This is a genomic window from Dietzia sp. HMSC21D01, from assembly GCF_001815995.1.
GTDB lineage: Bacteria > Actinomycetota > Actinomycetes > Mycobacteriales > Mycobacteriaceae > Dietzia > Dietzia cinnamea.
This window is the reverse complement of sequence record NZ_KV823589.1, coordinates 1-4658: the sequence shown is the minus strand read 5'-3', so window position 1 is coordinate 4658 and position 4658 is coordinate 1. Positions and strand designations below refer to the sequence as shown.

Genomic DNA, 4658 nt, shown 5'->3' with positions numbered 1-4658 from the left:
TGCGCACACCGCGGGCGCGGGGGCCGTACGCCACGTTCTCCAGGGCCGTGATGTGCGGCAGCAGACCGGGCCGCTGCTCGAGCGCGACGACCCGGCGGCGGTGCGCCGGCACGTGGGTGCGGGGCGAGCTGACGACGCGGCCGTCGAGGCGGACCTCGCCCGAGTCGGGGCGTAGGTGCCCGGCGAGCAGGGACAGCGCCGTGGACTTGCCCGCGCCGTTGGGGCCGACGATCGCCAGGCGACGGCCGGCGGGGACGGTGAGTCGGAGGTCGATACCGCGGGCGGTGACCCGGCAGTCGAGCTCGGCGGCGGCGGGGGAGGGCCGGGCACCGGGGGAGTGGTCAGCCACGTCCGACCACCGCCCGGCGGGCGACGAGCGCCGAGGCCGCCATGAGCACGGCCGCCACCGCTATGAGCAGGACGGCCAGCGCGAGGGCGGTCTCGGTGTCGGTCTCGCGACTGAGGTAGATCTCCAACGGCAGGGTCCGGGTGGTGCCCTGCAGGGAGCCGGCGAAGGTCAGCGTCGCGCCGAACTCGCCGAGCGCACGGGCGAACGACATCGTCGCGCCGGCGGCCAGGGCGGGTAGGACGAGCGGCAACGTCACGGTCGCCAGGACGCGGGACGGGGAGGCGCCCAGCGAGGCCGCCGTCCGCTCGAGCCGCGCGTCCACCGAACGCAGCGCGCCCTCCAGCGCCACCACGAGGAACGGCATCGCGACGAAGGTCTGCGCGATCACCACGGCCGCGGTCGTGAACCCGACCTCGACCCCCAGCACGGACAGGTGGCGACCCACCACGCCGGTGCGGCCGAACGTGATGAGTAGCGCCAGGCCCGCCACGACCGGGGGGAGAACCATCGGCAGCGCCGTGAGGGTGCGGGCCACGGCCGCCAGCGGCCCACGACTGCGGGACAGCAGCACGGCCAGCGGGGTCCCCAGCAGGACGCACAGCACGGTGGAGACCGCGCACGTGCGAAGGCTGAGCCACGCGGCATCGCGGGCGGCCTCGGAGGTCAGCAACTCGGGGACCCGGGTCCACGGCACGCGCACCGCCATCCCGGCCAGCGGCAGGGCTGCCAACAGCACGGCCACAGCGGCGGCGATGAGCAGCCACCGGGGAAGCGGCGGCCGGGTCACGGCGGCCCGAACCCGTGCTCGGCCAGCACCGCACGCCCGGCGGGACCGGTGACGGCGTCGAGGAACCGGCGGGCGGGCCCGGAGTCCGCAGCGCGGTCGAGGACGGCGATCGGGTAGACGTTGGGCACGGTAGGAGCCCCGGTGATCGGGACCCGCTCGACCCGGCCGGCGACCGCGAGCGCGTCGGTAACGTAGACGATCCCCGCGTCGGCCTCCCCGGAGGCGACCTTGCCGCGCACGTCGGTGACCGCGGACTCCTCACTCACCGGGCGCAACTCGACCCCGGCCGCCTCGGCGAGCTCGCGAGTCGCGGACCCGCACGGCACGCCGTCCGCGCAGACGACCAACCGGGCGCCGTCCAGGGACGCGTCGAGCCCGGTGATCCCCGCAGGATTACCCGGCGGGGTGATGAGCGTGAGCACGTTGGTGGCGAACGGAACGGGTTCGCCGGCGACCAGCCCGGCGTCGACGGCACGGTCCATGGTCACGACGTCCGCGGCGGCGAACACGTCCGCGGGCGCGCCGCCGGCGAGCTGGTCGACCAGGCCGGTGGACCCGCCGAAACTCAGCCGGATCGACACACCGGGCTCGGACCTCTCGACCTGTTCGGCGATCTCCGTGAACGCCCCGCTCAACGAGGCGGCGGCGAACACGGTCAGGTCGCCGCCCTCGTCGTCGTCGCCACCGGACGCGCACCCCGCGAGCAGGGACAGGCCCACCACGGCGACCATCGCGGCGGCGCGGCACTGGCGGCCGACCGCGCCCGGGGAGCCCACGGCCCGGCCGATCAGCGGTAGTTGGTGAACTGCAGCGCCACGTCGAAGTCGGCGCCCTTGAGCAGCGCGATGCACTCCTGCAGGTCGTCGCGCTTCTTGGACGACACGCGGATCTCCTCGCCCTGGATCTGCGCCTTGACGCCCTTCGGGCCCTCGTCGCGCAGGAGCTTGGTGATCTTCTTGGCGTTCTCCTTGTCGATGCCCTGCTTGAGCGACCCGACCAGGCGGTAGCCCTTGCCCGACGCCATCGGCTCGCCGACCTCGAGGGCCTTCATGCTCAGCCCGCGGCGCACCAGCTTCTCGATGAACACGTCCTTGGCGGCCAGGACCCGGTCCTCGGAGTTCGCGGTGATCTCGACGGCGTCCTCGCCCTTCCACTCGATGGCGGCGTCGGTGCCGCGGAAGTCGTAGCGGGTGCCCAGCTCCTTGGCGGCCTGGTTGAGGGCGTTGTCGACCTCCTGGCGGTCGAACTCCGAGACGATGTCGAACGAGGACTCCGAGGCCATGGGCGCACTCCTGACGTAGGGGGTGGTGAACCGACCAGGCCAGGCTACCCGCCCCGTCGGACCACCCCTGACCACCCCGATTTGGCACCCGGGGGCGTGTGCGTTGTATCGTGTCGTAGCGCCCTTGAGGGTGCACGCCAGATTGCCCGAGCGGCCAAAGGGAGCGGATTGTAAATCCGTCGGCTTATGCCTACGTTGGTTCGAATCCATCATCTGGCACGCGAGACCCCTGCCACAAGCGGGGGTCTTCGTGCATTTCGGGGCACGTCGCGCGCACATTCGTGAAAGTGTGGGCATGGGCGGCTCCGGTGTCACGTCCCGCACGACCTGTCACGCCGCATCTCGTCGACCAGAATCGAGGTGAGACATATCCACGACGGCCCCGGCTCCGAACAACCCGATATGACACCCGTTTCGATGACCGCCGCCCATCGGATCACCGCCCGCGCGCTGCCGCCCGGACTGGGGCGGGGGGTGGACGACTGGCTGGGTGACCTGGGCCGGACCACCCGTTCCGGGAAGGGCATGCGGTCCGCGCTGTTCGACGCCGTCTACACGACCGCCGGTGGGCGGGACGAGACCGTGCGCGCCGCCGCGGGCCAGGCCCTCGAGCTGCTGCACGAGGCGTTCCTCGTCCACGACGACCTCGCCGACGGGGACGACCACCGTCGCGGCCACCCCAACCTGCAGGGGCGCACCGCCACGCGGGCCGCCGATCGCGGACTGCCCGCCGAGTGTGCAGGACACGTGGGGATGATCGGCGGGCTGCTGGGCGGGGACCTGTTGCTCGTGGCGGCGATGGCCGAGTTCGCGCGCCTGCCCGTGCCCGCGGCGACGCTGCACCGTGTGGTGGACGAGGTGCACCGGGCGGTCGTCGCGTCGGTGGCCGGCGAGTTCGCGGACGTCCACGGCGCCTCGGAGGACGTTCCCGCCGGTTGCGAGCGGGCGCTGGCGATCGGCGCGGCCAAGACCTCCGCCTACTCGGTGTGCCTGCCTCTCGTACTGGGCGCGGTCCTGGCCGGAGCGCCCGAGGAGATCGTCGACCCGCTGCGGGAGACCGGCCGCCACCTCGGCACCGCGTATCAGGTGGTGGACGACGTGCTGGGTGTGTTCGGCGACCCGGCCGTGACGGGCAAGTCGAACTCCGGCGACCTCGTCCGCCGCGCGCCCACCGTGCTGCTCGCCCACGCCCGCGCGACCGGGGCGTGGCCGCAGATCGACGCCGCGCTGAACCGGTCCGACCCCGACCCCGACACAGCGCGCGAGCTGCTGCGCGAATGCGGCGCGCGGGAGTACGCCCTGGGGATCGCGGAGGACCTCGTCACCGCGGCCCGCGCCGCCCTGGACTCGCCGGCCGTACCGCCGGTCGTCCGCGAGGCGCTCGAATCGCACCTGGCCACCGCCCTGGAGAGGAACCGATGACCCAGCAGAGCCCGCACGCGGAGTTCACCGCGGCGGCACGCCGCTGCAGCGAGGTGATCCTGCGCCGGTATTCGACGTCGTTCGCGCTGGCGTGCCGCCTGCTCGCGCCCGCGACCCGCCCGCACGTCGCGGCGATCTACGCGTGGGCGCGCGTGGGTGACGAGGTGGTCGACGGCGCGATGGACGACCCGGTCGCCGCGCGGGAGCTCATCGCGGAGGCGCGGCGCCGCACGCACCGCGCGATCGACCGGGGCCTGGACCCGGATCCGGTGACGCACGCGTTCGCCGACACCGCGCGTCGGTTCGGGATCGACGCGCGCCTGGTGGACCCGTTCTACGACTCGATGGAGGCCGACCTGGAGGTCACCGAGCACACCGAGGAGTCCCTGCGCCGGTACATCCACGGGTCGGCGGAGGTGATCGGGGAGATGTGCCTGCGTACGTTCGCCGGAGGGGGACTGGGTGACGACGACGAGATGGCGGCGGGAGCGCGCGCACTCGGTGCGGCGTTCCAGAAGGTGAACTTCCTCCGGGACGTCCGGGAGGACTCGCTGGAACTCGGTCGCAACTACCTGCCGGGTCGGGACCCGCGGGCGCTGACGGAGGGGGACGTCCGCGAGCTGGCCGACCACGTGGACGCGGACCTGCGCGTCGCGCGGGCGGCGATCGACCGCATCCCGGGCCGTGACCGCCTGGCGGTGGCGGCAGCGCACGACCTTTTCGCCGAGCTCAACGCCCGCCTCCGCGCGGCCGGTGCGGCCGGGGTGAGCGCGGGCCGGGTGCGGGTGCCCGACCCGGTCAAACTCGCCGTGATCGGC

6 protein-coding genes and 1 tRNA gene are annotated in these 4658 nt (G+C 73.5%); 3 read left to right on the top strand and 4 right to left on the bottom strand.

Translation table 11 applies throughout. From position 1 onward, the window contains the following. From HMPREF3086_RS00045 to HMPREF3086_RS00030, 4 genes are all read right to left on the bottom strand, one after another. A partial coding sequence (locus HMPREF3086_RS00045) for an ATP-binding cassette domain-containing protein (protein WP_141763920.1) occupies window positions 1-349 on the bottom strand: 349 nt, incomplete at its 3' end. Beyond that, window positions 342-1136 carry an ABC transporter permease gene (locus HMPREF3086_RS00040; RefSeq protein ID WP_061228438.1) on the bottom strand — a complete coding sequence of 265 codons (795 nt, stop codon included), beginning with the start codon at window positions 1134-1136 and terminating at the stop codon, window positions 342-344. The genes HMPREF3086_RS00045 and HMPREF3086_RS00040, both read right to left, overlap by 8 nt. Beyond that, window positions 1133-1912, bottom strand: a complete 780-nt coding sequence (modA, locus tag HMPREF3086_RS00035; RefSeq protein ID WP_141763919.1) for a molybdate ABC transporter substrate-binding protein — start codon at window positions 1910-1912, stop codon at window positions 1133-1135. The genes HMPREF3086_RS00040 and modA overlap by 4 nt, the downstream gene beginning before the upstream one ends. Window positions 1913-1923: 11 nt before the next feature. After that, window positions 1924-2418, bottom strand: a complete 495-nt coding sequence (locus tag HMPREF3086_RS00030; RefSeq protein ID WP_007630882.1) for a YajQ family cyclic di-GMP-binding protein — start codon at window positions 2416-2418, stop codon at window positions 1924-1926. A 136-nt stretch (window positions 2419-2554) separates the two neighbouring features. Here HMPREF3086_RS00030 and HMPREF3086_RS00025 point away from each other — a divergent pair. The 3 genes from HMPREF3086_RS00025 to HMPREF3086_RS00015 all read left to right on the top strand — a co-directional run. Further along, window positions 2555-2637, top strand: a tRNA-Tyr gene (locus tag HMPREF3086_RS00025). 198 nt (window positions 2638-2835) lie between these two features. Continuing rightward, the gene (locus tag HMPREF3086_RS00020; RefSeq protein WP_246830825.1) at window positions 2836-3840 is read left to right on the top strand and encodes a polyprenyl synthetase family protein; all 1005 of its coding nucleotides are present in this window, start codon (window positions 2836-2838) and stop codon (window positions 3838-3840) included. Next, on the top strand, window positions 3837-4658 hold an 822-nt coding region (locus HMPREF3086_RS00015; protein ID WP_070719646.1), incomplete at its 3' end, for a phytoene/squalene synthase family protein. The genes HMPREF3086_RS00020 and HMPREF3086_RS00015, both read left to right, overlap by 4 nt.

Excerpts from the sequence above, each read along its gene's own strand:
- HMPREF3086_RS00030 (WP_007630882.1), bottom strand. The coding sequence starts at position 2,418 with ATGGCCTCGGAGTCCTCGTTCGACATCGTCTCGGAGTTCGACCGCCAG.
- HMPREF3086_RS00020 (WP_246830825.1), top strand. The coding sequence starts at position 2,836 with ATGACCGCCGCCCATCGGATCACCGCCCGCGCGCTGCCGCCCGGACTG.